At 61.5% G+C, this 26732-nt stretch carries 27 protein-coding genes, 1 pseudogene and 1 riboswitch; of the genes and pseudogenes, 8 read left to right on the top strand and 20 right to left on the bottom strand.

Annotation, left to right across the window (positions count from 1 at the left end):
- Positions 1-638 precede the first annotated feature (638 nt).
- The 3 genes from ACU680_RS26190 to ACU680_RS26200 all read left to right on the top strand — a co-directional run bounded on the left by ACU680_RS26190 (position 639) and on the right by ACU680_RS26200 (position 3038).
- The gene (locus ACU680_RS26190) at positions 639-863 is read left to right on the top strand and encodes a hypothetical protein (protein ID WP_007962908.1); all 225 of its coding nucleotides are present in this window, start codon (positions 639-641) and stop codon (positions 861-863) included.
- Between the two features lie 274 nt (positions 864-1137).
- Positions 1138-1620: a hypothetical protein gene (locus ACU680_RS26195; protein WP_367083905.1), complete on the top strand. Its 483-nt coding sequence runs from the start codon at positions 1138-1140 to the stop codon at positions 1618-1620.
- A gap of 146 nt (positions 1621-1766) precedes the next feature.
- The gene (locus ACU680_RS26200) at positions 1767-3038 is read left to right on the top strand and encodes an OmpP1/FadL family transporter (RefSeq protein ID WP_367083904.1); all 1272 of its coding nucleotides are present in this window, start codon (positions 1767-1769) and stop codon (positions 3036-3038) included.
- Between the two features lie 193 nt (positions 3039-3231).
- Here ACU680_RS26200 and ACU680_RS26205 read toward each other — a convergent pair whose 3' ends face one another.
- From ACU680_RS26205 to cobO, 14 genes are all read right to left on the bottom strand, one after another.
- Entirely contained in the window at positions 3232-3792 is a 561-nt protein-coding gene (locus ACU680_RS26205) for a glutathione peroxidase (protein ID WP_041074325.1), read from the bottom strand.
- A gap of 53 nt (positions 3793-3845) precedes the next feature.
- The gene (locus ACU680_RS26210) at positions 3846-3971 is read right to left on the bottom strand and encodes a hypothetical protein (protein ID WP_448180941.1); all 126 of its coding nucleotides are present in this window, start codon (positions 3969-3971) and stop codon (positions 3846-3848) included.
- Positions 3968-5176, bottom strand: a complete 1209-nt coding sequence (locus ACU680_RS26215) for an MFS transporter (RefSeq protein WP_448180942.1) — start codon at positions 5174-5176, stop codon at positions 3968-3970. Before ACU680_RS26215 ends, ACU680_RS26210 begins: the two co-directional genes overlap by 4 nt.
- Positions 5177-5229: 53 nt before the next feature.
- Entirely contained in the window at positions 5230-5634 is a 405-nt protein-coding gene (locus ACU680_RS26220; protein ID WP_007950413.1) for a MarR family winged helix-turn-helix transcriptional regulator, read from the bottom strand.
- Between the two features lie 200 nt (positions 5635-5834).
- The gene (locus ACU680_RS26225; RefSeq protein ID WP_448180943.1) at positions 5835-6566 is read right to left on the bottom strand and encodes an adenosylcobinamide-GDP ribazoletransferase; all 732 of its coding nucleotides are present in this window, start codon (positions 6564-6566) and stop codon (positions 5835-5837) included.
- A gap of 1 nt (position 6567) precedes the next feature.
- A complete protein-coding gene (cobC, locus tag ACU680_RS26230; protein ID WP_448180944.1) occupies positions 6568-7143 on the bottom strand; it encodes an alpha-ribazole phosphatase family protein in 576 nt (191 codons plus the stop codon).
- Complete coding sequence (gene cobT / locus ACU680_RS26235) at positions 7140-8195, bottom strand: nicotinate-nucleotide--dimethylbenzimidazole phosphoribosyltransferase (protein ID WP_448180945.1); 1056 nt, start codon at positions 8193-8195, stop codon at positions 7140-7142. The genes cobC and cobT overlap by 4 nt, the downstream gene beginning before the upstream one ends.
- Positions 8192-8713 carry a bifunctional adenosylcobinamide kinase/adenosylcobinamide-phosphate guanylyltransferase gene (gene cobU, locus ACU680_RS26240; protein WP_448180946.1) on the bottom strand — a complete coding sequence of 174 codons (522 nt, stop codon included), beginning with the start codon at positions 8711-8713 and terminating at the stop codon, positions 8192-8194. Before cobU ends, cobT begins: the two co-directional genes overlap by 4 nt.
- A gap of 148 nt (positions 8714-8861) precedes the next feature.
- Positions 8862-10313, bottom strand: coding sequence for a cobyric acid synthase (locus tag ACU680_RS26245; RefSeq protein ID WP_448180947.1), 1452 nt, complete (start codon positions 10311-10313; stop codon positions 8862-8864).
- Positions 10310-11302: a threonine-phosphate decarboxylase CobD gene (cobD, locus tag ACU680_RS26250; RefSeq protein WP_448180948.1), complete on the bottom strand. Its 993-nt coding sequence runs from the start codon at positions 11300-11302 to the stop codon at positions 10310-10312. The genes ACU680_RS26245 and cobD overlap by 4 nt, the downstream gene beginning before the upstream one ends.
- On the bottom strand, positions 11295-12203 hold the full coding sequence (gene cbiB / locus ACU680_RS26255; RefSeq protein WP_448180949.1) for an adenosylcobinamide-phosphate synthase CbiB: 909 nt from the start codon (positions 12201-12203) through the stop codon (positions 11295-11297). The genes cobD and cbiB overlap by 8 nt, the downstream gene beginning before the upstream one ends.
- A complete protein-coding gene (gene bluB, locus ACU680_RS26260) occupies positions 12200-12850 on the bottom strand; it encodes a 5,6-dimethylbenzimidazole synthase (protein WP_448180950.1) in 651 nt (216 codons plus the stop codon). Before bluB ends, cbiB begins: the two co-directional genes overlap by 4 nt.
- Positions 12847-14229: a cobyrinic acid a,c-diamide synthase CobB gene (locus ACU680_RS26265; protein ID WP_448180951.1), complete on the bottom strand. Its 1383-nt coding sequence runs from the start codon at positions 14227-14229 to the stop codon at positions 12847-12849. Before ACU680_RS26265 ends, bluB begins: the two co-directional genes overlap by 4 nt.
- Positions 14226-14837 carry a cob(I)yrinic acid a,c-diamide adenosyltransferase gene (gene cobO / locus ACU680_RS26270; RefSeq protein WP_448180952.1) on the bottom strand — a complete coding sequence of 204 codons (612 nt, stop codon included), beginning with the start codon at positions 14835-14837 and terminating at the stop codon, positions 14226-14228. The genes ACU680_RS26265 and cobO overlap by 4 nt, the downstream gene beginning before the upstream one ends.
- Before the next feature lie 81 nt (positions 14838-14918).
- A riboswitch (cobalamin riboswitch) is annotated at positions 14919-15149 on the bottom strand.
- Positions 15150-15312: 163 nt separating this feature from the next.
- Here cobO and ACU680_RS26275 point away from each other — a divergent pair.
- Both ACU680_RS26275 and ACU680_RS26280 read left to right on the top strand, forming a co-directional pair.
- A pseudogene (locus ACU680_RS26275) lies at positions 15313-15896 on the top strand (hypothetical protein).
- 68 nt (positions 15897-15964) lie between these two features.
- Positions 15965-17278, top strand: coding sequence for a PQQ-dependent sugar dehydrogenase (locus tag ACU680_RS26280; RefSeq protein WP_448180953.1), 1314 nt, complete (start codon positions 15965-15967; stop codon positions 17276-17278).
- A gap of 133 nt (positions 17279-17411) precedes the next feature.
- Here ACU680_RS26280 and ACU680_RS26285 read toward each other — a convergent pair whose 3' ends face one another.
- The 5 genes from ACU680_RS26285 to ACU680_RS26305 all read right to left on the bottom strand — a co-directional run bounded on the left by ACU680_RS26285 (position 17412) and on the right by ACU680_RS26305 (position 22098).
- The gene (locus ACU680_RS26285) at positions 17412-17948 is read right to left on the bottom strand and encodes a C40 family peptidase (RefSeq protein ID WP_007962886.1); all 537 of its coding nucleotides are present in this window, start codon (positions 17946-17948) and stop codon (positions 17412-17414) included.
- 219 nt (positions 17949-18167) lie between these two features.
- A complete protein-coding gene (locus ACU680_RS26290) occupies positions 18168-18782 on the bottom strand; it encodes a C40 family peptidase (RefSeq protein WP_095139431.1) in 615 nt (204 codons plus the stop codon).
- 225 nt (positions 18783-19007) lie between these two features.
- On the bottom strand, positions 19008-19712 hold the full coding sequence (gene hda / locus ACU680_RS26295) for a DnaA regulatory inactivator Hda (protein ID WP_003223042.1): 705 nt from the start codon (positions 19710-19712) through the stop codon (positions 19008-19010).
- 219 nt (positions 19713-19931) lie between these two features.
- Complete coding sequence (locus ACU680_RS26300) at positions 19932-21005, bottom strand: AI-2E family transporter (RefSeq protein ID WP_007962884.1); 1074 nt, start codon at positions 21003-21005, stop codon at positions 19932-19934.
- A 34-nt stretch (positions 21006-21039) separates the two neighbouring features.
- Positions 21040-22098, bottom strand: a complete 1059-nt coding sequence (locus tag ACU680_RS26305; RefSeq protein ID WP_448180954.1) for a DUF2066 domain-containing protein — start codon at positions 22096-22098, stop codon at positions 21040-21042.
- 374 nt (positions 22099-22472) lie between these two features.
- Between ACU680_RS26305 and purM the strand changes: the two genes are divergently transcribed.
- Genes purM through ACU680_RS26320 form a run of 3 tightly spaced genes read left to right on the top strand, consistent with a single transcriptional unit; the run spans position 22473 to position 24903 of the window.
- Positions 22473-23531, top strand: a complete 1059-nt coding sequence (gene purM / locus ACU680_RS26310) for a phosphoribosylformylglycinamidine cyclo-ligase (protein ID WP_123586109.1) — start codon at positions 22473-22475, stop codon at positions 23529-23531.
- A complete protein-coding gene (purN, locus tag ACU680_RS26315) occupies positions 23531-24181 on the top strand; it encodes a phosphoribosylglycinamide formyltransferase (protein WP_367083887.1) in 651 nt (216 codons plus the stop codon). Before purM ends, purN begins: the two co-directional genes overlap by 1 nt.
- A gap of 8 nt (positions 24182-24189) precedes the next feature.
- Positions 24190-24903: a DUF3108 domain-containing protein gene (locus ACU680_RS26320; RefSeq protein WP_007962880.1), complete on the top strand. Its 714-nt coding sequence runs from the start codon at positions 24190-24192 to the stop codon at positions 24901-24903.
- A 149-nt stretch (positions 24904-25052) separates the two neighbouring features.
- Here ACU680_RS26320 and ACU680_RS26325 read toward each other — a convergent pair whose 3' ends face one another.
- The gene (locus tag ACU680_RS26325) at positions 25053-26678 is read right to left on the bottom strand and encodes a methyl-accepting chemotaxis protein (protein ID WP_007962878.1); all 1626 of its coding nucleotides are present in this window, start codon (positions 26676-26678) and stop codon (positions 25053-25055) included.
- Positions 26679-26732 lie beyond the last annotated feature (54 nt).

The raw sequence follows: 26732 nt of genomic DNA on the forward strand, positions 1-26732 counted from the left end.
GCGCTTTGGGTAGAAGGGGCGGGACGAGAAGTCTCCCACGGTCTGTACTGGTCAGAGTCAGAATCGAGTCTGTAGTCCCGCCCACCCCTTCAAGTCTAAACATACAAGCGAGCCTGCTCGCGAAGGGGCCAGCTCTGTCCCCCGTGGTCCGCGCCACCGACCGAAATCTTTTTTTGCCGCCGGGTTTGCATTGCCCAGGACGTTCCGTTACTATCCGCGGCGTTAGTACCAAGCTGAAAGTCAATTCCGGTCGAACACATCCCCACGGTCAACCTTCTTTCCAGAAGCCCTTCACCGAAAAAAGCGGGAACGACCCCTCGATGGTTTCCAGGTAAATCTTGCGCCGACACTGCCTTTGAATGAATGCAAAGGGTGTTGCGAAGAGCACTTACTCTGACCGAACCAACCTGCAAATTGATCAGGATCTTCACCCCGGGCCCAGAACCTTTGCCCTCGATGTGTTGCCTGTCCTCCTAAGTACCTACCTGCCAGCCCAAGCGCGCCAACTTATCAGCGCTTCAAACTGGCTGCTTTGTTCCAGTCGGGTTCTTTGTTCGACCAATGGTGGTCGACATTACTGGAACGTTTTAACGTTGCACGGTTCTTATCCGTGTCATTTGTAGGAACACCTAATAACTATGTCTACTCAAATCCAGACTCAGGATGCCATTCGCACCCTAACCAACGCTTTTGCTCCAATGAACTGCCTGATCATGGCCGCTCGCAAAGGCTGCTTCAGCTTCACCGTGGTCAATGAACACGGCATCGCCCGCCACAGCGAGCGTCTGTACCCTGATCAGTACTCCAGCGCCGAACCGCTGCAGGCCATTATTGATCGTACGCGTCAGGCCTTGATTGCCTGAGAGCCGAAAAGGCTGCAAAAGCAAAAGCCCCGCACACAATGCGGGGTTTTTTATTGCCCGATATTTCGCTTTTAGCCCTTCACGCCTAAGCACCTTCGGATATAACGCCTGTGGCTCGCTGCCGGAAATATTTTAAAAACAGGCCTTTACGTCGCGAATATGACACTACACTTCAACTCAAGCGGCTTGATCCGCTTCCGGCGAGCCTGAGTCGAATCACCGCTGCCAAAGCCCCTTCAGGTTTCGCCGCCCCATTACAAGAATCGAGGGCATTATGGGTATCGCTGCCAGCGAACTGTGTCGCTACGTGATCCGTCCCACACTGATTTATCTGGGACGTCACTGCGCAACCGCCGAATCCCTGCTGCTGGGGATAGCGGCCAGCCAGTCCGCCCTCGGTTCCGCCTTGCATGACCGCCGTGGCCACGGCCTCTACCGGATTGCCGAGCACCGTCACCAGGCCCTTTGGGATCATTATCTGGCGCTCGATCCGGAGCGTGCCAGCCTGGTTCGCGGCCTGGCCAGCCAACATGCCTTTCTCAGTGGCCCGCACCTGGAATTGACCGTCAACCTGCGTTACGCCACCGCCATTGCCTGGCTGCTGGTAGAAGAACAGCACCCCACCCTCCCCGACCCCGACGATCTGCTGGGCATGGCGCGAATCTGGCGTCAGACCTTCCAGCCGCAAGGTCGTCTGCGCGACTTCACCTACGCCTGGCAAACCTGTGTTTCACCGGTGAATCAGGTCGCGTGTTAACTGGCGAGTTTTGGAAGATCGCTCAACAGGTCGCCAATCTGGTCGGATTGTCCTACAAAACCGCTCTAACTCAAGCCATAGGGACTATAGCGCTGGAACGAAAATGTTGGTAATTTTCGCCCCGGTGATCACCAGGAGTTCTAATAATGAAAAAAGTCATGCTCAAAACCACCCTTAGCCTCGCCGTTACCATGGCATCCACCCAGATCTTCGCAGCTGGCTTTGCCATCAACGAACACAGTATCAGCGGGATGGGCACTGGTTACGCTGGGCGATCCTCTTCTGCCGACGATGCAAGCACTGTTTATGGCAACCCTGCCGGCATGTCGCGCCTCACGCGCGAACAGGTCACCGGTGGTGTTGCATTCCTCGATGCCAAGACCGATATCAGCGACGCCAGCTCCAGCCCTAACGGCGGCAGCAACAAAGGCGACATGGTGCCCTTCACCTCCGTACCTATGGGCTTCTACGTCAAACCGATCGACGAGCATTGGGCATTCGGCCTCGGCGTATACGTGCCGTTCGGCCTGATTACCGACTACGAAAAAGGCTTCGCCGGCCGTTACTTCGGCAGCAAATCCGAAGTACAAGTCATCACCTTCCAGCCGACTGTCAGCTACAAGTTCAACGACGTGGTGTCGATCGGCTTCGGTCCGACCATCAACCGCATCGACGGCACGCTGGAATCCAACCTGTCGATCACTCAGGCTGCGCCGGACGGCAAGGTCAAGATCAAGGGTGACGACACCGCACTGGGCTACAACATCGGCGTGCTGGTACAAGCCACTGACACTACTCGTCTGGGTCTGACCTATCACTCGAAAGTCGATTACAAGCTCGAAGGCAACACCAAGGTCAACTACGGCGTATTGGGCGCCGTCGGCCTGGGCGCCCAGCAGAAGTACGACGCTTCGCTGAAGATCACCACCCCTGAATCCGTGGACTTCTCGGTCACTCAGGCGATCAACGACCGCTGGAACGTTTACGCCGGTAGCACCTGGACCCGCTGGAGCCAGCTGGAAAAGATCACCGTCAAGAACTCCGGCGTGCAGCCGCTGCTGGCCGGTCAGTTCGGCGAGATCACCGAAGACCAGAACTGGCACGACTCCTGGGCTTACGCCGTGGGTACTTCGTACCAGTTGAACAAGGAATGGGTACTGCGTACCGGTCTGACCTTCGACCAGTCGCCAACCAACAACGTCGACCGTTCGCCACGCATCCCGACTGGCGACCGCACGATCTTCAGCATCGGTGCCGGCTGGAGCCCGACCGACGACCTGACCATCGACGTCGCTTACTCGTACCTGAAGGAAGAGTCGGTCAAGGTCCACAACCAGAACGATCGTGGCCAGACCTACGACGCCAAGTATGAAAACTCGGCGAACGGCTTCGGTGTTGGCGCGACCTATCGCTTCTGATGCTGCATGGCGAGGCTGAACCCTCGCCCACAGAAAAGCCCCGCTCTCTTTGCAGAAAGCGGGGCTTTTCTGTTCTCGCATGACCGTCACTGTAGGAGCTGCGGCACGCTGCGATCTTTTGATCCTGATCTTTAAAATCAAAAGATCGCAGCGTTCCGCAGCTCCTGCAGGAAGGGGGCAAAGGCATGCCTCTTCATGGTTGCAGTGGTTTTGAGGCGATGGCCTTCTCGACTGCCGCAATAAACTCAGGATCATCCGGCTTGGTCAGGCTGGAGAAATTGGCAATCACCTTGCCCTGCCGGTCGATCACATACTTGTAGAAATTCCACTTCGGCGCGCTGCTCTGTTCGGCCAGCACCTTGAACAGATGAGTAGCGTCGTCGCCACGAACTTTCTGCGGCTCGGTCATGGTGAACGTCACGCCGTAATTGGCGTAGCAGACCTTGGCGGTTTCGGCGCTGTCCTTGGACTCCTGCTTGAAGTCATTGGACGGCACGCCGAGCATTTCCAGGCCTTGCGCCTTGTAATGCTGATTGAGCGCTTCGAGGCCCTCGAACTGGGGGGCGAAGCCACAGAAACTCGCGGTATTGACCACCACCAGCGGCTTGCCGGCGTAGCGCTGGCACAGATCGACAGACTCCTTGGCGCGCAACTTCGGCAGCGAGCCTTGCAGCGCCTCCGGACAGTCAGCCGCCTGGGCCAGTCCGGTCAACGCCATCAGCAATGCGGGTACAGCACACCAGCGCATGAGCATGTCGGGGCATCCTTGAGCAGTCATCAGACCCCGACGTTACTCGCCCTCCAAGCCTACAGGCAAGTGCCCAGGCCCAACTGCATCAACGCCAGGCCGCCCTGATGCCAGCCCCACCACACCAGCGCCAGCAACAGCGCTCCGAGTGCGGTGAAGGCGATTCGCGGCCAGGAGCGCTTCATACGGCGCCAACAGCCGGCTGCAGACGCGCCACCGGACGCTCGCGCACCGGCCAGTTCAGCGCGGCCGCCAGCAGACTCAGGAGAATCGCCACTTGCCAGATCAAGTCATAACTCCCGGTACGGTCATACACCACCCCACCCAGCCAGCCGCCAAGGAACGAACCGAGCTGATGAAAGAGGAACACGATCCCGCCGAGCATGGACAGGTTACGCACGCCAAACAAGGTCGCCACCGTGCCGTTGGTCAACGGCACCGTCGACAGCCAGAGGAAACCCATGGCCATGCCGAACAAGTACGCCGAGGTCGTCGTCACCGGAAGCCACAGGAACAGCACGATCACCACCGCACGCAGCAGGTACAACGCGGTCAGCAGACGCGGCTTGGACATGCGCCCGCCGAGCCAGCCGGCGGTGTAAGTGCCGAAGATATTGAACAGCCCGATCAGGGCCAGCACCGTGGTCCCGACCGTCGCCGGCAGATGCTGATCGACCAGATAAGCCGGCAGATGCACACCGATGAACACCACCTGAAAGCCGCAGACAAAGAAGCCGAACGCCAGCAGCCAGAACCCCGAGTGCGAACAGGCTTCGCGCAGGGCTTCGGACAGGGTCTGCTCGTGGCCCAGCACCGGCAGCGGTTTGTCCTTGAGCATGCTCACCAACGGCACAATCATCGCCACCAGCAGCCCCAGTACCAGCAGCGCCGCCGACCAGCCGAGCCAGCCGATCAACCCCAGCGTGCCCGGCAGCATGGCGAACTGGCCGAACGAGCCGGCAGCACTGGCGATCCCCATGCCCATGCTGCGTTTTTCCGGCGGCACCGCACGCCCGACCACACCGAGAATCACCGAGAACGAAGTGCCGGACAGGCCAATGCCGATCAGCAAACCGGCACTCAGCGAAAGGCTCAATGCCGAATCGGACAAGCCCATGCACACCAGACCCAAGGCATACAGCACGCCGCCGACCAGCACCACTTTCGCCGCACCGAAACGGTCAGCCAAGGCGCCAGTGAACGGCTGCGCCAGACCCCAGATCAGATTTTGCAAAGCGATGGCGAAGGCAAACACTTCGCGCCCCCAGCCGAACTGCGCACTCATCGGCGACAGGAACAGACCGAAGCCGTGTCGCACGCCCAATGACAACGCCAGAATCAGCGCACTTCCCAGCAACACCCAACCGCACGTACGCCACATCGATGTCATTGTTATTCTCCGTTCGCGGGTATATACCCGCTTAAATCCGGAAAAACCGGCCCTCAGGCCAGTTCGTCCAACAGTCGCAGCAAGGTTTCACGCTTCTCGGCGCCCAGACGATCGATCAATCGCTGTTGCGCCGCCTCCCAGGCCGGCAGGGCCGCCGCAAGACGCTGCGCACCGGTTTCGGTGAGCCGGACGATGCGGTTGCGCATGTCCTCGCCCTCGGCCAGCGCCACCAGACCTTCGCCTTCGAGCACCCGCAGGTTACGCCCCAGGGTACTGCGATCCAGGCCCATGGCTTCGGCCAGTTCCGAGATGCTCGGTTGATCCAGACGCTGCAGGTTGCACAGCAAAGAATACTGGGCAACGTTGATCCCGAAGCCGTCGAGAGCGCCGTCGTAATGCCTGCTGACGCCACGAGCGGCGCGACGCAGGTTGGTGCACAAACACTGAGAAGGAAGCATGATGCGTGTATATACCCGCGACTGTGTTAAATCAAGTTACACATGAGTTTATCAATAAGGTTTGTGGCGTCTGACACACCGCCTTCGCTGGCAAGCCAGCTCCCACAGTTTTTGCAAGTGATCAAAAAATCTGCAAACGCCCCCAATACCTGTGGGAGCTGGCTTGCCAGCGATGAGGCCAGACCAGGCAACATAAGTATTCAGACCAACACCACCCCAACCAGCACTGCCATCTCCAGCAATTCCAGCAGCGCCCCCGCCGTATCACCCGTGGTCCCACCCAACCGCCGCATCATCACCCGCCGCAACCAGACAAAAACCCCGAACGCGACCACCAAAGCAGCATTCGCTTTCATCCCGCCGACCAACAAACAACCCAGCGCACTCGCCCCGAGCACCCACCAACCGGCCCGACGCGGCAGATGATCAGCCAACGCCTGCCCTAACCCACCCGCCCGCACATACGGCGTGGTCAGAAACAGCCCCAGCAACGCCGCGCGCCCCAGCAGTGGCAAGATGATCAACATCACTGCATGCCCCTGCTCGATCAGCGCCAGCAACGCGCAGAACTTCAGCAGTAGCACCAACACCAGCGTCACTACCGCAATCGGCCCGCTGCGCGGATCCTTCATGATGGTCAGCGTGCGCTCGCGATCACCGAAACCGCCGAGCCAGGCGTCGGCGCTGTCGGCCAGTCCGTCGAGGTGCAGCGCGCCGCTGAGCAGCACCCACCCCGTCAGCAACAGCGCCGCATGCAGCAACAACGGCGTGCCAGCCAATGCCAGATTGATTGCCCAGAGGATCAGCCCGAACAGCAGCCCCACCAGCGGATAAAACAGCAGCGAACGGCCGAGCTGATCAGGTTCGGGCATTCCCGGCAGACGAATCGGCAAGCTGCTGAGAAATTGCAGGGCGATCAACAATGGCAGCATCTCAGTGACCTTCCTTGAGCACGCCATCGGCTTCGATGCTGAGCGCAAACAGCGAAGCATGCGCGACTTCGACAGTGAGCAACTGCTCACGGGGCAAACCCCGCGCCTGCGCCAGCAACAGGCGCATCACGCCGCCATGACTGATCAACAAAACACGTTCACCGGCATAGGCCTGATGCAACCGCGCAACCGCGCCCAGCACACGTTCAGCAAAATTGCTGACCGGCTCACCCTGTGGCGGCGTGAACGAATACGGATCGGCCCAGAACAAACCCAGCGCTTCGGCATCAGTCTCCATCAACGCCGCTGCGCTCTGGCCCTCCCAGGCACCAAAATGCAGTTCCTGCAGATCCTTTTCCAACTGCACCGGCAGATTCAGTTGCTCGCCCAGCTCTGCAGCGAACCGCGCACAACGCTGCAACGGCGAACTGATCAACCGATCCCACGGCCCGCCCGCCAGCACCGCGGCACGCATCTGTGCCCACCCCTTTTCGGTGAGCGCATCATCGAGACTACCGCGCAAACCGCCCCCCAACTCAGTCTCACCGTGGCGCAGCAGGTCCAGACGCAGCGTCATGCCGGACGATCCGCCACCGCAGCTTCGGCGAACGTCGCCATCTGCCCGTGCAGGTCGCAGGCCAGACGCAACAGCGGCACAGCCAACGCCGCCCCGCTGCCCTCGCCCAGGCGCAAGCCGAGCTCCAACAACGGTTCGGCGTTGAGGGTTTCCAACACATGACGATGGCCCGGCTCGGCGCCACGGTGACCGAACAGCAACCATTCACGGCAGGCGGGATTCAGCCGCACCGCGACCAACGCGGCGACCGTGCAGATAAAGCCGTCGACCAGCACCGCGACGCCTTCCTGGGCACAGGCCAGGTACGCGCCGACCAGTGCAGCGATTTCAAAACCGCCAAGGTTGAACAGGGTCTGCAACGCATCGCCGCGCTGTGCCGCGTGCAGCGCCAGTGCGCGCTCGATCACTTGTGCTTTATGGCTGACGCCTTCGGCGTTCAACCCGGTGCCGGGACCGGTCAGATGCGCCACCGGGCAGTCGAGCAAGGCACACGCCAGCGCACTGGCGGCAGTGGTGTTGCCGATGCCCATTTCGCCGCCGATGAACAACTGCGCGCCAGCCGCTTTGGCGCGCAGCACGCTGTCGCGACCGGCCTGCAACGCGAGTTCGCCCTGTGCCTGGGTCATCGCCGCGCCCTTGGCGAAATTCGCCGTGCCCGGGCCGATGTTCAGATGACGCACGCCCGGCAGGTTCAACGATGGCGTCACCGTGCCCAGATCGACCACTTCCAGCTGCGCATCGAGCTGCCGCGCCAGCACGCTGATCGCCGCACCGCCGCTGACGAAGTTGAGCAGCATCTGCCCGGTGACTTCCTGCGGGAACGCCGAAACGCCTTCCGCGACCACGCCATGATCACCGGCAAAAATCGCGATCCAGACCTGCTCCAGCGTCGGCTTGATCTGCCCCTGCAACCCGGCGAGTTGCACCGCCACGCTTTCGAGGCGACCGAGGGAGCCGGCTGGTTTGGTCAGTTGTTGCTGGCGCGCCGCCGCTTGCTCAACGATCTCGGCACTCACGGATTGGCACGGGTTCAACCACCACGCTTGGGTCATAACGCAGGTCCTTTCAGGGTCAGGGGCAGGCCGGCGACAGTCAGGACGACTCGCTGACAACGCTCGGCCAGAGCTTGATGCAGCCAACCGGCTTCATCGACGTAGCGGCGAGTCAATTCGCCCAGCGGCACGACACCCATTCCGGTCTCGTTGCTGACAAAAATGATTTCTCCCGGCAATGACGCCAGGCAGTCCAACAGGACTTCGCGCTCGGCGGCGAGACGCGCGGCGTCATCGAGCATCAGCAGATTGGTCAGCCACAGGGTCAGGCAATCCACCAGCAGGCAACGCTCGGCACTGGCGTTTTCACGCAGGACGCGGGCCAGTTCCAGCGGCTCTTCGATCAGCGCCCATTCAGCCGGACGCCGGGCGCGGTGATGGGCGACGCGCGCGTTCATCTCACCGTCCAGCGGCTGGCTGGTGGCGATGTAAGTGACCGCCAGTTGGCTGTCGCTGGCGAGTTTTTCTGCCAGGCGACTTTTGCCGGAGCGGGCGCCGCCGAGGATCAGTTGGAGCATTTTTTTATCCAGAAAAAGTTTAGTGAGATCACCGGCCCCTTCGCGGGCAAGCCCGCTCCCACAGGGTTCAGCTGTGTTCACAAAATATGTATCCGACATCGAACCCTGTGGGAGCTGGCTTGCCAGCGATGGGGCCTGGACAGGCCGCTCAAATCCCGCAGAGCTGACGCAGCCGCCCGGTATCCAGATGCTGCTCCACCAGATCCGCCAGCCGCTCGATATCGCGCTCGCGCAAGCTGTGGTAATCCACCTCCTGCACATCGCTCAACCCGGCCCAGCGCAGCAACGCGGCACTGGCCTGCGGTGATTCGAACAAGCCATGCAGATAAGTGCCAAACACCTGCCCGTCCAGACTCTGCGCGCCGTCGCAACGACCGTCATCCAGATGCACCGCCGCATTCTCCAGCGCCGGCCCCACCGTCACGCCCGCATGGATTTCATAACCACTGACCTCAGCGTTTTCCAGCGCCAGATGCCCGCGGACATTGCGCAATTGCTTCTCGGCTTCCAGCGTGGTTTCGAACGCCAGCAAACCGAGGCCGGCACTCGAACCCGGCGCGCCTTCCAGACCCAGCGGATCGTGCACCTGCTCGCCGAGCATTTGCAGCCCGCCGCAGATCCCCAGCAACTTGCCGCCATAGCGCAGGTGCCGATTGATCGCCGTGTCCCAGCCATTGGCACGCAGATACGCCAGATCGCTGCGCACGCTTTTCGAGCCCGGCAGGATGATCAGGTCGGCAGCAGGAATCGCCTGCCCCGGGCCGATGAATTGCAGATCGACCTGCGGGTGCAAACGCAGCGGATCGAAATCGGTGTGATTGCTGATGCGCGGCAGCACCGGCACCACCACTTTCAGCACTTGCTCGGCCTTGTCGGTCTGGCGCTGATCGATGCCGTCCTCGGCCTCCAGATGCAGGTCCATCACATACGGCAACACGCCGACCACCGGTTTGCCGGTGCGCTGTTGCAGCCAGTCGAGGCCCGGTTGGAGCAAGGCGATGTCGCCGCGAAAGCGGTTGATGATGAAACCTTTTACCCGCGCCTGTTCGCTCGGCGACAGCAACTCAAGGGTGCCGACCAGATGCGCAAACACCCCGCCGCGATTGATGTCGGCGATCAGCAGCACCGGGCAATCCACCGCCTCGGCAAAGCCCATGTTGGCGATGTCCCCGGCACGCAGATTGATCTCGGCCGGCGAGCCAGCGCCTTCGACCATCACCAGCGGATACGCCGCGCTGAGCCGCTCGTGCGACGCGAGCACCGCTTGCATGGCAATGGCTTTGTAGTCGTGATACGCCACGGCATTCATGCTGGTGACCGCGCGGCCATGGATGATCACCTGCGCGCCGGTGTCGCTGTTGGGCTTGAGCAACACCGGGTTCATGTCGGTGTGCGGTTCGAGATGCGCGGCTTGTGCCTGCACCGCTTGTGCCCGGCCGATCTCGCCGCCGTCGGCGGTCACCGCGCTGTTGAGCGCCATGTTCTGCGGTTTGAACGGCACCACCGCCACACCCTGACGGGTGGCCCAGCGGCACAGCGCCGTCACCAGGGTGCTTTTACCGGCGTCGGACGTGGTGCCCTGAACCATCAAGGTTGTCATTGGGTTTCCTTGGCGAAAGCTTGCAGCGCTTGTTCGAGGCGCGCTTCTTCAGCCGCGTTGGCGGGCAGGCCAAAACGCAGGCTGCTGTTGTGATTGAAGATGCGCAGGAGGATTCCGCGTCGGGCCATGAACTCGTGCAGCACCGACGCGTGTTCGGTGATCAGCCACTGAAACAACGCGCAACCGCCGTGGGGTTTGAAGCCGTAGCGCTCCAGCAACAACGCCAGGCGTTCACTGGCTTCATCGCTGCGAATACGTTGCCGGGTGTGCGCTTCGGTGTCTTGCAGACAGGCCTGACCGAGCACCCGCGTCGGCCCGCTGACCGCCCAGGGTCCGACCTGTTCCGCGAGCAATCTGAGCAACTTGCGCTCGGCCAGCACAAAGCCCAGCCGCACCCCGGCCAGACCGAAAAACTTGCCGAAGGAACGCAGCACAATCAAACCGATCTGGTGGGTATGCGGCGCCAGACTCAGCTGCGGCGTGTTATCCATGAACGCTTCATCGACCACCAGCCAGCCGCCACGCTGGGCCAGCCGCGCATGCCAGTCGAGCAGCCGCGCCGGGGTCAGGCTCAGCCCGGTGGGGTTGTTCGGATTGACCACCACCAGCACGTCGAGGCTGTCGAGAAAGAACTCGACTTCCTGCTCCAGCACTTCGCGCACGATGTAACCGCTGCGCCGCCAGGCTTCGGCGTGCTCGGCATAACACGGCGACAACACCCCGACCTTGCCGGCGCGACGCGAACGCGGCAGCAACTGGATCGCCATCTGCGAACCGGCCACCGGCAGCACCTGCGAGGCGCCGTAGTAATCGCACGCAGCCTGTTCCAGGCCGTCATCGGTTTCCGGCAAGCGTGCCCAGGCGCGCAGCGGAATTTCCGGCACCGCAAACGGCCACGGCGCAAGGCCGCTGGACAGGTCGAGCCAGTCGGCTTCGGCAATCCCGTAATCGAGTGCAGCCTTGCGCAGCCGGCCACCGTGCTCAAGCATAGAATTCAGCCCCCACGCAGAGAATCAGCAGCCATAACCATACCCCGCGCTGGACCAATTGCCAGCCGCGATCAATCGAATCGGCATCCGCCGGTGCGCCTTCACCCAGTTGCGGACGCTCATGCAGTTCACCGTGATAAATCGCCGGGCCGCCCAGTTCGACATTCAACGCACCGGCACCCGCCGCCATCACCGGACCGGCGTTGGGGCTGTCCCATTGCGGGCCCTGGCTGCGCCAGCATTTCCAGGCGAGCCGGGTGTTGCCCAACAGCGCGTAGGTCAGCGCCACCAACCGCGCCGGAATGTAGTTGAGCACGTCGTCGATTTTTGCCGCGCACCAGCCGAAGCGCTCGAAGCGTTCGTTGCGATAGCCCCACATCGCGTCGAGCGTGTTGCTCAGGCGATAGAGCACCACCCCCGGCGCACCGGCCACAACAAACCAGAACAGCGCGGCGAACACCGCGTCACTGCCGTTTTCCAACACCGATTCGGTGGCCGCGCGCGCCACGGCGGTGCTGTCCAGTTCGCTGGTCTGGCGGCTGACCAGATAGCCAACACGCTTGCGCGCTTCTTGCAGATCGTCAGCGCGCAAGGCGGCGGCTACCGGCGCGACATGCTCACCGAGGCTGCGCATGCCGAGGGCGCAATACAGTGCAAGGATCTCGACGATCCAGCCCACGTACGGCGCCCAGGAAAACGCCGTGGCGAGCAGCGTCAGCGGCAGCACCGCGATCACCCACGCGGTGACCCCGTGACTGCGCCAGCCGCGCCCGCCCGCATTGAAACGGCGCTCGATGCGCCCGGCAAAATTGCCAAACGCCACCAGCGGATGCCAGCGTTTCGGTTCACCCAGCAGCGCATCCAGCGCAACCGCGGCGACACTCAACAACGCCACACTCATTGATTCACTCCCCAATAATTTTCGTACAGCAACTCATTGAGCGGCCGCGCCTGCGCCCACCCTTCGAGTACCAGCATCGGCGCCGGATAGAATGCCTCGACCGGCCCCAGACACAACACCGCCAACGGTTTGGCCCCGGCCGGCAGCTGCAGCAGATCGGCCAGTGCCTGCGGTTCGAACAGCGACACCCAGCCCATGCCCAGTCCTTCGGCACGGGCCGCCAGCCACAGATTCTGGATCGCACAGGACAGCGAGGCCATGTCCATTTCCGGCAACGTGCGGCGGCCGAAAATGTGTTTTTCACGATCGTCCATCAGCGCCGCGACCAGCACTTCGGCGCAGTCGTTGATGCCTTCGACCTTGAGCTTCATGAACTCGTCACTGCGCTCGCCGAGGGCCTCGGCGGTGCGGATGCGCTCTTCTTCGACGAGGTTCTGGATCTGCCCGCGCAAGGCGCGATCGCTGATGCGGATGAAGCGCCACGGCTGCATCAGGCCGACACTGGGCGCCTGATGTGCCGCTTCAAGCAGACGGCGCAGCAGCTCCGGTTCGACCGTACCACCGGTGAAGTGGCGCATGTCGCGGCGTTCGGCGATGGCTCGGTAGACGGCTGCGCGTTCGGCCTCGGAATAGGCGTTGTCGGTCATGGCCTCTTCGCGAGCAAGCTCGCTCCCACAGGGGTTAGGTGATCCAATGTGGGAGCGAGCTTGCTCGCGAAGGCGGCCTTGAGATCTGGCGCTAACAATGCAGCAATCGCCGTAGGATTCGACGGAAAGTAAAAATGCACGTACGACGCCGTCATCCGCCCTTCCCGATAAACCGCCTCCGCCCCGCGCCCGCCATTCGGGCTGATGCCCCGGGCAATCGGCGTCAGTTCGGTGCTGGTCAGGGAATGATGATAGGTGTGACCGCGCAACGAACCTTCCGGCAGATCCACCGCTTGCAGTGCCAGTGCCGCCAGACGTTTTTGCATCACCGCCTCACCGCGCAGCAGGCCGACCAGCTCGGCGCGGGTGCCGTCGACATCGGTCAACGCGTCGAGCAGATAGAGCATGCCGCCGCACTCGGCGAGCAATGGTTTGCCGGCGGTGTGGTGCGCACGAATCGCATCGAGCATTGCGGTGTTTTGCGATAACGCGACGTGGTGCAATTCCGGATAACCACCGGGCAGATACAGGCTGTCGGCCTCGGGCAATCGGGTGTCGCGGATCGGCGAGAAGAAACTCAACTCGGCGCCCATCGCCCGCAGCAGGTCGAGGCTGGCGCCGTAGGTGAAGGCAAAGGCTTCGTCGCGAGCGACGGCGATGCGCACGCCGTCGAGCAACGGCTCGGCAGGGATCACTTCAGGCGCGGCGAATGCCACGGCCGGTGGCAGCGCTACCTCGCAACTGCTGGCCAAGGCTTCGGCGGCGGCGTCGAGACGCAGGTCGAGGTCATTCAGTTCGCTGGCCTGAACCAGGCCGAGGTGCCTGCTTGGCAACTCAATCCCGGTTTCCCGGGACAGCGCGCCGTACCAGCGCAAGCCTTCGGTGAGGCTGCCTTCGAGCAATTGCGCATGACGCAAGGTGCCGACGCGGTTGGCCAGCACGCCGGCAAACGGCAGGTTCGGCTGATAACGCGCCAGCCCCAAAGCCAGGGCGCCAAAGGTCTGGGCCATGGCGGTGCCGTCGATCACGCCGAGCACCGGCACACCGAAATGCCGCGCCAGATCAGCGCTGGACGGCGTGCCGTCGAACAGGCCCATCACGCCTTCGATCAGGATCAAATCGGCTTCGGCGGCGGCTTCCCATAACAGACGGCGGCTTTCCTGCTCGCCGACCATCCACATGTCCAGTTGATACACCGGCGCACCGCTGGCGCGCTCGAGAATCATCGGGTCGAGGAAGTCCGGGCCGCACTTGAACACGCACACCCTGCGCCCCTGATTGCGATGCAAGCGAGCGAGCGCGGCGGTGACGGTGGTCTTGCCCTGACCGGAAGCCGGCGCGGCGATCAGTACCGCCGGGCAGTGACGTGGTTGATTCAAAGTTCGACGCCTTTCTGCGCTTTGATGCCAGCCTGGAAGGCGTGTTTGAGCATGCCCATTTCGGTGACGGTATCGCCCATCTCGATCATTTCCGGCTTGGCCGCGCGACCGGTGACGATTACGTGTTGCATCGGCGGACGCGCCTGCAGGTCGCTGAGCACTCGATCCAGATCGAGGTAACCGTGCTTGAGGGCGATGTTCAATTCGTCCAGCACCACCAGGCCGATCGACGGATCACGCAGCAGCTCGCGGGACACTTCCCACGCGGCTTCGGCGGCGGCGATATCACGTTGGCGATCCTGGGTTTCCCAGGTGAAACCCTCGCCCATCACGTGAAAACGCACTTGCTCGGGGAAGCGGCGGAAGAACAGTTCTTCGCCAGTGCTGTTGCGGCCCTTGATGAACTGCACCACGCCGCACTGCATGCCGTGGCCCATGGCGCGGGCGAGCATGCCGAACGCCGAGCTGCTTTTGCCTTTGCCATTGCCGGTCAGCACCAGCACCAGGCCGCACTCGTCAGGCGAATTGGCGATGCGCTCGTCGATCAGGGCTTTTTTGCGCTGCATACGCGCCAGATGGCGTTCGTCGCGCTCGGGGGAATCGGTCATGGGGGAGCTCTCCGTTGAGGCTGGATAACGGCGGGCAGGCACAAGAATAGACGGCAAAAAGCCTGGCATCGCCCACCGTGATGCCGCTGAATGGATCAGGCCGGTCTCCGGGCTCATGAGCGGCGAATCGCCTGACTGCGCGCCTTCCCGCGTCGGTCGACACAGTGGCTCAAGGCGCAGTTTTCACTCATTTACCGTTGCGGGGGCAGCGCCGGGATCGTGATCGTTCTTCACCTGAAGACAACCCTCACCGGCTTCCCTGTTTCACTCTGTCGACACGCGTCACAGAGCACCTGAAACAAGCCGCGAAGGTTAGAGGGTTGGGGGTGGAGCGTCAATTAAAGAGGGGGCCGTCGGGCGAATAACTGCCGTCGATCAATTATCTGGCGCCATTCTTGTGCCACACTGATACAAATGATATCAAAGAGCCATGCTTTTCTCGAAAAAGCCCATCACAACAATAAGGATGATGACGATGCAAGGCATGATCATCAGCAACCCGCGCCTGGAATTCCTGCGCCGATGCTCGAACGCTGGTTTGACTGTATCGACCGCTACAACGCCATTCGCGGCGACAACGACACACCTTACTGGCATGACGAGAAAGCCAATCTCGGCTTGCTCTCTGCGGCGGCATGGATGGCCGAGCTGGTGACCCTTTGTAATACCTCGACCCGAAAGCAGAACGAGGATGGCGAGCGCAATGCCCGCGCCGATCTGTTCATTGCCGGGCCTGAGGACCGCGCTTACCTTCAGGCGACCCAGCGCTGGCCGCGGGTCAACAACCTCAATCTGACCCAGGCCCTGCTGGACATCACCAGCGAGGCCAAACGCATCAGTTTTGCCAGCGACCTCAAACTCGGCTGCCTGTTCGTCGCCCCGCAAAAGGTCCAGCACAGCGCCAGCCCCGAAGAACTGCAGGACATGGTCGACGACCTGCAAAAGGAACACTGCTGCGCAGTGGCCTGGTATTTCCCCTACGCCTACCGCAAATTGCGCAGCGAAGCGGGCAATTATCATCCGGGGATCGCCGTGCTGTTCAAAGAGGCCCGCGGTTGAGCGGTTGAACCATCGCATGCCTGTGCTTCTCTATGATTAGGTCAATGCATTCATAGGGAAGATCAGTAATGCGCAAGTCCCAGCTCGCTCTCGTCATCGCCCTCGCCGGAGGGCTCACCGCCTGTGGTGAATCCTCCAGCCTGCAAGTCTCCGACGGCACCGGCCCGTCACCGAAACTGCCCGAACCGAACAAGACCCTGATCCCGACGGTGAACATCGCCCCGGCGATCGGCTGGCCTGCGGGTGGTAAACCGACCGCCGCGGCCGGCACGCAAGTGGCCGCATTCGCCGAAGGCCTCGATCACCCGCGCTGGCTCTACGTGCTGCCCAACGGTGATGTGCTGGTGGCGGAAACCAACGCGCCACCCAAGCCTGACGACAGCAGCGGCATTCGTGGCTGGGTGATGAAGAAAGTCATGGGCAAGGCCGGCGCTGGCGTGCCGAGCCCGAATCGCATCACCCTGTTGCGCGATGCCGACCACGACGGCGTGGCCGAGACCCGCACCGTGTTCTTGCAAAACCTCAACTCGCCGTTCGGCATGACCCTGGTCGGCAACGATTTGTATGTCGCCGACACCGATCGCCTGCTGCGCTTCCACTACGAACCCGGTGCGACCGAGATCAAGACCCAGCCGATCAAAGTCACCGACCTGCCGGGCGGCACGCTGAACCATCACTGGACGAAAAACGTCATCGCCAGCAAGGACGGCAGCAAGCTGTACGTCACCGTCGGCTCGAACAGCAACGTTGGCGAGAATGGTCTGGATAAAGAAGAAGGTCGCGCGGCGATCTGGGAAGTCGATCGCGCCACCGGCAATCACCGGATCTTCGCCTCGGGCATCCGCAACCCCAACGGCCTGGCGTGGGAGCCCACCAGTGGCGCGTTGTGGACAGCGGTCAACGAGCGTGACGAGATCGGCAGCGACCTGGTGCCGGATTACATCACCTCGGTCAAGGACGGCGGCTTCTACGGCTGGCCATTCAGCTATTACGGACAGCACGTGGATGTGCGGGTGAAGCCGCAGAATCTGGATCTGGTGGCCAAGGCTATCGCCCCGGACTACGCCGTCGGCCCGCATACCGCTTCATTGGGCTTGACCTTCGCCGAAGGCAACAGCCTGCCGGCGCAGTTCAAGGAAGGCGCGTTCATCGGCCAGCACGGCTCATGGAACCGCAAACCGCACAGTGGCTATAAAGTGATTTTCGTCCCGTTCGCCGCCGGCAAGCCGAACGGAGCACCGGTGGATGTGCTGACCGGTTTCCTCGACAAGGACGAAAACGCCTTGGGTCGCCCGGTAGGCGTGGTGATCGACCAGCAAGGTGGTTTGCTGGTGGCCGATGATGTGGGGAACAAGGTGTGGCGGGTGTCGTCCGCCAAGTAACTTTTGCCTGACCTGAAACAACTGTAGGAGTGAGCCTGCTCGCGATGACGGTGTCACATTCAACATCAGTGTTGATTGATCAACCGCTATCGCGAGCAGGCTCACTCCTACATTGGACTGTGAGCTCTTTGAATTACGGGTTACGCGCCAGATGCTCCGGCTGCAGCACCCGCTTGGCACTCAGATACGCCTTCTGCCAGTAAGCCTTTGACAGGCTGTCCAGCTTCACCGTGCCGCCGGTGGCCGGCGCATGCACGAAGCGCCCTTCGCCGACGTAAATCCCCGCATGACTGACCTGTGAACCGCCGTTGGTGGCGAAGAAGATCAGATCGCCGGTCTGCAAACCCTCTTTGCCGACGTTCGGCGCCTGCATCACGATCATCTCGCGCGTCGAGCGCGGCAAGGAAATGCCAGCAGCATCGCGGTAGACGAAACCGATCAGGCCACTGCAATCGAACCCGGAGTCCGGTGTGTTGCCGCCCCAGCGATAAGGCGTGCCAACCAGGCCCAGCGCGCGAAACAGCACGTCTTCAGCAGCCGGCGAAAAAGCTTGGGAAGGTCCGAACACGACCGGGGCACGTACCACGGGCGCAGGCGGCGGCGTGCGGCTGGCGCAGGCGCTGAGCAGCGCTGCGAAGAAGATCAAAGCAAGGCGGGCCGACATCGTCATAAGCAGAACATCCTGATCTGGCTGCGGCTTTCTCTGCCGAATGGACAGAAACAAAACCGCCTGCGGAGCACGCAGGCGGTTTGCCATCAATATAGATACAGGATTCTAGCGGCTATACGACAAACTTCAAGTAAGACTTTAACTTCACCTTGTAAAGTTTAGGTCTACTCCGTGCCGGAGCCGTTTTTTGTCGCCACGGACGTGGCGACAACGGGGGAATTACTTGCGAGCGGTGACCACGGTCGGTGCCATCGCGAGGGCGCGCTTGGCTTCGATGAAAGTCTTGCTCCAGTAGCTGTCACCCAGGCTGTCGATGCGAACACCGCCGCTGCGACGACTGCTGGAGTGGATGAACTGGTTGTCACCCAGGTAGATCCCGGCGTGACTTACACGACCGCGACGACCGTTGGTGGCGAAGAACAGCAGATCGCCCGGCTCAAGGTTGCCGCGCGAGACCAGAGGCGCATCAACGTTGATCATTTCGCGAGTGGAGCGCGGCAGATTCATGCCGGCTTCTTCGCGGAACAGATAACCGATGAAACCGCTGCAGTCGAAACCGGCTTCAGAGGTACCGCCGAAACGGTAACGGGTACCGATCAGGGACATGCCGCGTTCGAGGATGCTGTCGGCCAGAACCGGGAGCTCGTACGGCTTCTTGTTGAAGTCCGAGAGTTCCTTTTCGGTGTCCAGCTCTTCCTGGTAAATAACGGAAGACTGGGCAGTGGCAGAATTTTTAACCTGTTGAGGCTGCTCTTGAACTGGAGAATGAGCAGCGCAACCGAACAACAGGGTGACGAGTGCGAGAGGCACGAGGGGTGCGAAGCGCTTTAGCATGGGCACGACCGTGGCTGAAGTTGTAAAGAAGCCGAGACTATGCCCGCTATCAGCCTCATTTGCAAATTCAATCGATCTTTTTGTGACTTCCCGGTTTCTCGTTTACATCTAAGCGCTTAAGCCCATTTGAGTCGATACGCGGTCTGCACAGGGTGCGGAAACGCGGATTTTCTGGCGCCTGAAATATGTCAAAACGTGGTCAAAGCCACGTATTTCAAGGGCTGGCTACCAGCCGAGGGTTTCTTTCAGGAACGGAATCGTCAACTTGCGCTGCGCCTGCAACGAGGCCTGATCCAGCTGTTCGAGCAGGTCGAACAATGCACTCATGCTGCGGGTGCCGCGGGTCAGGATAAAGTGTCCGACTTCATCGGTCAGGTGCAGGCCGCGACGCGACGCACGCAATTGCAGGGCACGCAATTTGTCTTCATCGGAGAGCGGACGCATCTGGAAGATCAGCGCCAGGGTCAGGCGCGATTTGAGGTCAGCCAGCTTCACCGGTAGCTCACGCGGCGAGGTTGAAGCGGCAATCAGCAAACGTCGACCGCTGTCACGCAGGCGGTTGAACAGATGAAACATCGCCTCTTCCCAGTCGGCCTTGCCGGCAATCACCTGCAAGTCATCCAGGCAGACCAGTTCGTACTGTTCAAGGTTGTCGAGGATTTCGATACCACGATCCATCAGCTCGGCCAGCGGCAGATACACCGCCGGTTCGCCCATCTGCTCGAAACGCAGGCAAGCCGCCTGCAACAGATGCGTACGCCCTACCCCATGCTTGCCCCACAGGTAGATCAGGCTTTCGGTCCAGCCGGCGTCGGCTTCGCATAGGCGCTCGACATAGCCGAGTGCAGCGGCATTGGCGCCTGGGTAGTAGTTGATGAAGGTGGCGTCGTCACGCAGACGCACACCTAGGGGCAGCTGAATCGGTTTCATGCTGACTGAACAGTTCTCAAGGAACCGTTAGTGGCCTCTGTGTAAAGTTTGCGAAGTTTATACCCGTGAAGCTGAGCGCACAATGCGACAGACTCCAAGCAAAATCAAAGGTTTGCGTTAACACGCTGGTTTTATGACAGTTTCTCTGACGCAACGCCGAGCAGACTCACCGCAAAACACGGGCCAACCCGGCGCAATGCCGGGCCACCCGTGATCGGATTACAACTCGGGTTCATCTGCCCCGCTGTAGATATCCGAGTCCTTGTACAAATCGTGTACGTGACGCACCAGCACCATGATCACCGCCGCCACCGGCAATGCCAGTAGCACACCGGTAAAGCCGAACAGCTCGCCACCCGCCAGGATCGCGAAGATCACCGCCACCGGATGCAGACCGATCCGGTCGCCCACCAGCAAAGGCGTCAGCACCATGCCTTCCAGCGCTTGCCCGACCATGAACACCGCGACGATGCCGATCATCGGGTACAGGTCGCCACCGAACTGGAACAGCCCGGCAATCAGCGCCGCGCCAATGCCGATGACAAACCCCATGTACGGCACGATAGCCGCCAAGCCTGCAATCAGGCCGATCAACAGCCCCAGTTCCAGACCGACGATCATCAGACCCGCCGCATAAATCACCCCCAGCGCCAGCATCACCAGCAACTGCCCGCGCACGAAGGCGCCGAGTACCTCGTGGCACTCACCGGCCAGAGAGACGATGGTTGCTTCGCGATCACGCGGCAGCAGGCTGCGGATCTTGGCCATCATCACGTCCCAGTCGCGCAGCAGATAAAAACTCACCACCGGGATCAGCACCAGATTCGCCAGCCAGCCAATCAGCGCAAGGCTGGAGGCGGTCGCCTGACTCAGCACCACACCAACGATGTCGGTGGTCTGCCCCATGTGCTCGCTGATCGCCGCCTTGACCTTGTCGAACTTCCAGAAACCGTCCGACAACCCCAGCTTCGATTGCGCCCACGGCAGCGCGGTGTGCTGCAGCCAGTCGAGCATCTGCGGTGCCAGCTCGTACAAGCGCACCAACTGCTTGGCGAGCATCGGCACCAGCACCAGCAGCAACGTGGTGACGATCAGGGTGAACAAGGCAAATACCGCAATCACGCCCCAAGTACGCGAAAGACCCAGTCGTTCAAGGCGATCCACCAGCGGATCGAACAGATAAGCCAGCAGCAACGCCACCAGAAACGGCGTGAGGATCGGATGCAGCAACCAGACAAACGCGCAAAGCAGGACTACCCCACCGAGCCAGAACCAACGCCGCGAATCGGCCATGTACCACTCCTACTGCTTCTATATAAGGAAAGACTTACCAGCGAAACCGCAACGAAGGCGCTACCGGTGCAGGCGCTGGAGCCGCAACAGGCGCCGCACCTGCGACCGCTGGCTGCGGCGCTGCCACTGGCGTCGGTGCTTCGGCCGGCAACTCCTGCAACTTCGCCAGCGACAATTGCGAACGCAACTGATCGGCACTGCCGTTGACCCGATACACAATGCGATCGCCATCGACACTCTGCAGACGCACACCGAACGGTTCGAGTAACCGCAGCAGCGCGGCGTAGTGCTCAAGATTCATGCCCTGCACTTCGAGGGTCTGTTGACCGGAAGCGCCGGGCTTGGCAACAAATCGCGGGGCCAGACGCTCAGCCACTGCCAGCATCACCGCATCGGCCACGGTAGCCTGATCGGCGCCCTGCACGCTGCCGGCTTCTTTCTGATCGCCCAGCCACAGATGCCACTTGGCCTGCCACTGCCCGCCCTCTTCGTGCGTATGCACCGCCAACAAGGCATCCGCGCCGTAACGCTCCGAAGCGCCGCGCAATGGCGCGGGATCGGTGCCGTCCAGCACCGGCGCGGTGGCCACCAGTTGCTCACTGAGATCCGCCAGCGGCAAACGCAGTGGCAAGCCGCGATGCTGAGCCGCAGAACGCAGCGGTGCAGCCGCTGCCTGACCGTCGCCGACTAGGCTCGAACCTTCAGTCGAATCGTTCAGCCACCAGCTCAGAATCGACGGCCGACTCGCCCCCCACAATGACAGCCCGGCCCGGCGCAGCGCCTGCTCGGTGGTGGCCGGATCGAAATCGACCTTGAGCACCTCCGGCGGCCCGGCATCGAAACCGAACTGACTGATGATCTGCTGCGGATCCTTGCGAATCGCCGCCAGCCCCGGACTCTGCGGAGCCTTGGGGTCACCGGTCAGGCGCAACACCAGCGTATCGAGCGCCGCCTGCGTGGCGCGATCACGCTCTTCCGGCGCCTGACTGCTGACCGGCTGACGCACCTGATAGAGACCTTTGAGGTTTTCGGCATGACTCGCCAGGCTGACCAACGACAAACAACCCACAACCAACAATTTACAAAAACGCATGGAAAATTCCCGTCGACAGGAGCGGCTGGAACAGGCCGCGTGAACCGGTTAAGCAAGGCTGTGACAATCTGCCATCGCAAAACATTCACACGCTAGCGGTAAGTTTTTGCACAGTGATAACGATAGACGGTTAATCGGCACACCTTATACAGGCAGCCACCCGGCACAATTGCAAAAAATTTCAGTCGATTATGCCCCTGCCCGTCGGCGCGAGGATGGCCGCTGCCCCTCAAGCCTGATAAAATCGCGCGCCTTCGCAGACCGGCAACAGCCGGGCGCCCCGAAATTCGCGTGAGGCCGTCGCCCCCTCGATTTCGATGTTCCCGCTGAACTCGGTCGTTACCCCTGAATCCCCTCCCCTAAAGGCCTGGATCATGAGCAAGCAACCCTCCCTGAGCTACAAGGACGCCGGTGTAGACATCGACGCCGGTGAAGCATTGGTCGAACGCATCAAGAGCGTCGCCAAGCGCACTGCGCGCCCGGAAGTCATGGGCGGTCTGGGCGGTTTCGGCGCCCTCTGCGAAATCCCGGCCGGCTACAAGCAGCCAGTGCTGGTTTCCGGCACCGACGGCGTCGGCACCAAGCTGCGCCTGGCGCTGAACCTGAACAAGCACGACAGCATCGGCCAGGACCTGGTCGCCATGTGCGTCAACGATCTGGTGGTGTGCGGCGCTGAACCGCTGTTCTTCCTTGACTACTACGCCACCGGCAAGCTGAACGTTGACGTGGCCGCCACCGTCGTCACCGGTATCGGTGCAGGCTGCGAACTGGCTGGCTGCTCCCTGGTTGGCGGCGAAACCGCTGAAATGCCTGGCATGTACGAAGGCGAAGACTACGATCTGGCCGGCTTCTGCGTCGGCGTCGTGGAAAAAGCCGAAATCATCGACGGTTCGAAAGTCGCCACCGGTGACGCGCTGATCGCTCTGCCATCGTCCGGCCCGCACTCCAACGGTTACTCGCTGATCCGCAAGATCATCGAAGTGTCCGGTGCCGACATCGAAACCGTTCAGCTCGACGGCAAGCCGCTGACCGACCTGCTGATGGCCCCGACCCGCATCTACGTGAAGCCGCTGCTCAAGCTGATCAAGGACACCGGCGCGGTCAAGGCCATGGCCCACATCACCGGTGGCGGTCTGCTGGACAACATCCCGCGCGTTCTGCCAAAAGGCGCTCAGGCCGTGGTTGACGTGGCCAGCTGGACTCGCCCGGCGGTCTTCGACTGGCTGCAAGAGAAAGGCAACGTCGACGAAACCGAGATGCACCGCGTGCTGAACTGCGGCGTCGGCATGGTCATCTGCGTGGCTCAGGAGCACGTTGAAGTGGCCTTGAACACCCTGCGTGACGCTGGCGAGCAGCCTTGGGTCATCGGCCAGATCGCTGCCGCTGCCGAAGGCGCTGCCCAGGTTGATCTGCAGAACCTTAAGGCTCATTAATGTCCGCAACCTGTGATGTCGTGGTGCTGTTGTCCGGCACCGGCAGTAACTTGCAGGCTCTGATCGACAGCACGCGGACCGGCGACAGCCCGGTCCGCATCGCTGCGGTGATTTCCAACCGCGCCGACGCCTACGGCCTGCAACGCGCCAGTGACGCGGGTATCGCCACCCGCTCGCTGGATCACAAGGCTTTCGAAGGTCGCGAGGCCTTCGATGCTGCCCTGATCGAACTGATCGACGAATTCAAACCGAAACTCGTGGTACTGGCCGGCTTCATGCGCATTCTCAGCGCTGACTTCGTGCGTCATTACCAGGGTCGCCTGCTCAATATCCACCCGTCGCTGCTGCCCAAATACAAAGGGTTACACACTCATCAGCGCGCGCTGGAGGCCGGCGACGCCGAGCACGGCTGCTCCGTACACTTCGTCACCGAGGAACTCGATGGTGGACCACTGGTCGTACAGGCAGTAATACCGGTAGAGTTGCACGACACGCCGCAGACACTTGCGCAGCGAGTGCATGTCCAGGAACACCTGATCTACCCGATGGCTATACGCTGGTTTGCCGAAGGCCGACTGGCACTCGGTGAACAAGGTGCTTTACTGGATGGCCAGTTACTCGCGGCCAGCGGCCACTTGATTCGACACTAGGAGATTTTATGCGTCGCGCCCTGCTCTTCGCTTGCGCTCTGCTCGCCCTGCCATTCGCGCAGGCGGCAGACCTTCAACCGTTCTCCGCCAGCTACACCGCCGACTGGAAACAGTTGCCCATGAGCGGCACCGCCGAACGCAGCCTGACCAAGGAAGCCAACGGCGTCTGGAAACTCAGCTTCAAGGCGTCGATGATGATCGCCAGCCTGACCGAAGAAAGCACCCTGACCCTGGACAAGGACACCCTGCTGCCACAGTCCTACCACTTCGAACGTGGCGGTCTGGGCAAAGCGAAAAAGGCTGATCTGGACTTCGACTGGAACAGCAAGATGGTCACCGGCACCGACCGTGGCGACGCGGTGAAGATCCCGCTGAACCGTGGCATGGTCGACAAGTCGACCTACCAACTGGCGTTGCAGCATGACGTCGCCGCCGGCAAGAAGACCATGAGCTATCAGGTGGTCGACGACGGTGAAGTCGATACTTACGATTTCCGCGTACTGGGTGCCGAGAAAGTCGACACCAAGGCCGGCAAGATCGATGCAATCAAGGTCGAGCGCGTGCGCGACCCGACACAAAGCAAGCGCATCACTGTGCTGTGGTTCGCCAAGGACTGGGATTACCTGCTGGTCCGCCTGCAACAGGTTGAAACCGACGGCAAGGAGTACAACATCATGCTCCAGGACGGTACGGTCAACGGCAAAACCGTTAAAGGCAGCTGATCCGCGCTACACCGAAAAGCCCCGCAGATGCGGGGCTTTTTTGTGCCTGCAATTCCTTCCCCCTGTAGGAGCTGCGGCACGCTGCGATCTGTTGATTCTGCTTCAAGATCAAAAGATCGCAGCGTGCCGCAGCTCCTACAGGGACAGGTTCAGACCGAGAATTTGGCCACCATATTGTTCAAATCCACCGCCAGCCGCGACAACTCCTGGCTGGCCGCACTGGTCTGATTCGCCCCCGCCGAGGTCTGCGTTGCCAGGTCACGGATATTCATCAGATTACGATCCACCTCCCGCGCCACCGCTGCCTGCTCCTCCGAGGCACTGGCGATCACCAGGTTGCGCTCGTTGATCAAGGTGAACGCCGAAGCGATTTCCTCCAGCGCCACGCCTGCCGCCTTGGCCAGTTCCAGCGTCGAATGCGCACGGATGTTGCTCTGCTGCATTGAACTCACCGCCGAATCGGTGCCCTGCTGAATGCCACCGATCATCTGCTCGATTTCCTGGGTCGACTGCTGTGTGCGATGAGCCAGCGCCCGTACTTCATCGGCCACCACCGCAAAGCCACGACCGGCATCCCCGGCCCGCGCCGCCTCGATCGCCGCGTTCAGTGCCAGCAGATTGGTCTGTTCGGCGATCGAGCGGATCACGTCCAGCACCTTGCTGATGCCGTGAACCTTTTGCGCCAGCTCCTCCACCTGCGCTGCATTGGAGGTGACATCCTGCGCCAGCGATTCGATTGAAACCACGGTCTGCTTGACCTGCTCACGCCCATGCTGGGCAATGCGGTCAGACTCGCGGGACGCCTCGGAGGTCGCCACGGCGTTGCTCGCCACCTCTTCCACGGCAGCGGTCATCTGGTTGACCGCTGTGGCGGCTTGTTCGATCTCCAGACTTTGCTGATGCAGCCCGCGCGTGGCGTCTTCGGTAACGCAACTGAGTTCTTCGGAAGCGGACGCCAACTGGCTGGATGAGTCGGATATCTGGCGGATGGTGTCGCGCAGGTTGTGCTGCATGCTCTTGAGCGCCTGCAGCAGCCGCGCCGGCTCATCCTTGCCGGAAATACGGATATCGCCGGTCAGATCACCACCGGCTACCACCTCCGCCACACCCAGCGATTGCGCCAGCGGCAGGACGATGCTGCGGGTCAACAGCAATGCAAGACCGATGGTGATCAGCGCCGTAATCCCGATCATCACCCCCACCCACACCCGCGAATTAATGAACACCAGGCGCGCCGCTTCGGTAGCAAGGTTGGCGTTGTGCTTGTTCAGTTCGACCAGTTCCTTGAGGGTGACGGCCATGTCATCGGCTAACGGGCTCATCTCACCATTGAGGATGGCGGCAGCCTCCTCCACCCGGTTCTGCGCCGACAACTGCATGACCTGCGCCTGAAACTCCAGATACTTGTGCTCGGCGACCTTGAAGCGGTCGAACAACCTGCGCTCTTCGGGCAGCACAATCAGCACGTCATAGCGTTGCTGCGCTTCACTGAGCACACCCCGCAATTCGTTGAGCTTGGCGACATTCTGCGCCAGCGCCTGTGGGTCACGATTGAGCAGCAGGCGCATGGTCAGCGCACGCAGGCGCAGCATGTCCTGACTCATCTCGCCCACCGCCATGACGCTCGGCAGCCAGTTGTTGTCGACCTCATCAGACTGGGCGCGCATGTTCGACATTTGCAGCAGGGCGAACGCCCCCAGGGCAAACACCATCAGCGCCAACACACCAAAACCCAGGCCGGCCCGCGGCGCGATATTGAGACTGCGGATACTCATTACTCTGGCTCCTTCCAAAAGCGCTGCATCAACCCTGCAGCTGGTTGCTTTAGA

The organism is Pseudomonas sp. LF020 (assembly GCF_053456425.1).

Coding starts and splice junctions, on each gene's coding strand:
- ACU680_RS26220 (WP_007950413.1), bottom strand. CDS start 5,634: ATGCTTCCTTCTCAGTGTTTGTGCACCAACCTGCGTCGCGCCGCTCGT.
- ACU680_RS26210 (WP_448180941.1), bottom strand. CDS start 3,971: ATGAAGCGCTCCTGGCCGCGAATCGCCTTCACCGCACTCGGAGCGCTG.
- ACU680_RS26290 (WP_095139431.1), bottom strand. CDS start 18,782: ATGCTAAAGCGCTTCGCACCCCTCGTGCCTCTCGCACTCGTCACCCTG.
- bluB (WP_448180950.1), bottom strand. CDS start 12,850: ATGACCGACAACGCCTATTCCGAGGCCGAACGCGCAGCCGTCTACCGA.
- purN (WP_367083887.1), top strand. CDS start 23,531: ATGTCCGCAACCTGTGATGTCGTGGTGCTGTTGTCCGGCACCGGCAGT.
- ACU680_RS26285 (WP_007962886.1), bottom strand. CDS start 17,948: ATGACGATGTCGGCCCGCCTTGCTTTGATCTTCTTCGCAGCGCTGCTC.
- ACU680_RS26205 (WP_041074325.1), bottom strand. CDS start 3,792: ATGCTCATGCGCTGGTGTGCTGTACCCGCATTGCTGATGGCGTTGACC.
- ACU680_RS26300 (WP_007962884.1), bottom strand. CDS start 21,005: ATGGCCGATTCGCGGCGTTGGTTCTGGCTCGGTGGGGTAGTCCTGCTT.
- ACU680_RS26195 (WP_367083905.1), top strand. CDS start 1,138: ATGGGTATCGCTGCCAGCGAACTGTGTCGCTACGTGATCCGTCCCACA.
- ACU680_RS26225 (WP_448180943.1), bottom strand. CDS start 6,566: ATGCTGCCATTGTTGATCGCCCTGCAATTTCTCAGCAGCTTGCCGATT.
- cobU (WP_448180946.1), bottom strand. CDS start 8,713: ATGCTCCAACTGATCCTCGGCGGCGCCCGCTCCGGCAAAAGTCGCCTG.
- cobD (WP_448180948.1), bottom strand. CDS start 11,302: ATGCTTGAGCACGGTGGCCGGCTGCGCAAGGCTGCACTCGATTACGGG.
- ACU680_RS26245 (WP_448180947.1), bottom strand. CDS start 10,313: ATGACAACCTTGATGGTTCAGGGCACCACGTCCGACGCCGGTAAAAGC.
- ACU680_RS26280 (WP_448180953.1), top strand. CDS start 15,965: ATGCGCAAGTCCCAGCTCGCTCTCGTCATCGCCCTCGCCGGAGGGCTC.
- cbiB (WP_448180949.1), bottom strand. CDS start 12,203: ATGAGTGTGGCGTTGTTGAGTGTCGCCGCGGTTGCGCTGGATGCGCTG.
- cobT (WP_448180945.1), bottom strand. CDS start 8,195: ATGACCCAAGCGTGGTGGTTGAACCCGTGCCAATCCGTGAGTGCCGAG.
- ACU680_RS26190 (WP_007962908.1), top strand. CDS start 639: ATGTCTACTCAAATCCAGACTCAGGATGCCATTCGCACCCTAACCAAC.
- ACU680_RS26200 (WP_367083904.1), top strand. CDS start 1,767: ATGAAAAAAGTCATGCTCAAAACCACCCTTAGCCTCGCCGTTACCATG.
- cobO (WP_448180952.1), bottom strand. CDS start 14,837: ATGACCGATTCCCCCGAGCGCGACGAACGCCATCTGGCGCGTATGCAG.
- cobC (WP_448180944.1), bottom strand. CDS start 7,143: ATGACGCTGCGTCTGGACCTGCTGCGCCACGGTGAGACTGAGTTGGGG.
- ACU680_RS26305 (WP_448180954.1), bottom strand. CDS start 22,098: ATGCGTTTTTGTAAATTGTTGGTTGTGGGTTGTTTGTCGTTGGTCAGC.
- hda (WP_003223042.1), bottom strand. CDS start 19,712: ATGAAACCGATTCAGCTGCCCCTAGGTGTGCGTCTGCGTGACGACGCC.
- purM (WP_123586109.1), top strand. CDS start 22,473: ATGAGCAAGCAACCCTCCCTGAGCTACAAGGACGCCGGTGTAGACATC.
- ACU680_RS26325 (WP_007962878.1), bottom strand. CDS start 26,678: ATGAGTATCCGCAGTCTCAATATCGCGCCGCGGGCCGGCCTGGGTTTT.
- ACU680_RS26215 (WP_448180942.1), bottom strand. CDS start 5,176: ATGACATCGATGTGGCGTACGTGCGGTTGGGTGTTGCTGGGAAGTGCG.
- ACU680_RS26320 (WP_007962880.1), top strand. CDS start 24,190: ATGCGTCGCGCCCTGCTCTTCGCTTGCGCTCTGCTCGCCCTGCCATTC.